Here is a 586-nt window from a genome sequence, read left to right as displayed (position 1 = left end):
CTGCCTCGGGCGAACATTCACGCCGACCTGTTCCGCGACAACGCCATGTTCGAAGGCACCCACCTGACCGGGCTGATCGACTTCTACAACGCCTGCTCGGGGCCGATGCTGTACGACGTGGCAATTGCCTTGAATGATTGGTGTTCTGACGAGGAGGGCGTGATCGATGGCCCGCGTGCGCGTGCGTTTCTCGGTGCCTATGCGGCGCTGCGGCCGTTCACGGCGGCGGAGGCTGAGCTCTGGCCAACGATGTTGCGTGTGGCCTGTGTGCGGTTCTGGCTGTCACGCTTGATCGCCGCCGAGCAGTTCGCCGGGCAGGATGTGTTGATTCACGATCCGCAGGAGTTCGAGCAGCGCCTGGCGCAGCGGCAGAAGGTCAGCACACCGTTGCCTTTCGTCCTTTAAGATCAAAAGATCGCAGCCTTCGGCAGCTCCTACAGGGGAATGCATTGCAAATGTGGGAGCGAGCTTGCTCGCGAACGGTCACGCCACAGTTAGAAGCGAAATCAGCTCTGCTTGTAACCGCGAACTTCATCCACCCCACGGTTGGCCAGTTGGTCAGCCCGCTCGTTACCGTGATGACCAA

1 protein-coding gene and 1 pseudogene are annotated in these 586 nt (G+C 60.8%); one reads left to right on the top strand and one right to left on the bottom strand.

Annotated elements, in window-relative coordinates; translation table 11 throughout:
* Window positions 1–405, top strand: a 405-nt coding sequence (locus J5M71_RS26660; RefSeq protein WP_207838477.1) for a phosphotransferase, incomplete at its 5' end; no start/stop codon positions are given.
* A gap of 101 nt (window positions 406–506) precedes the next feature.
* Here J5M71_RS26660 and rnhA read toward each other — a convergent pair.
* Window positions 507–586, bottom strand: a pseudogene (gene rnhA / locus J5M71_RS26655) (ribonuclease HI); the annotation flags it as partial.

The organism is Pseudomonas sp. 43(2021) (genome assembly GCF_017490805.1).
Taxonomy (GTDB): domain Bacteria; phylum Pseudomonadota; class Gammaproteobacteria; order Pseudomonadales; family Pseudomonadaceae; genus Aquipseudomonas.
This window is presented reverse-complemented; position numbering and strand designations above follow the sequence as displayed.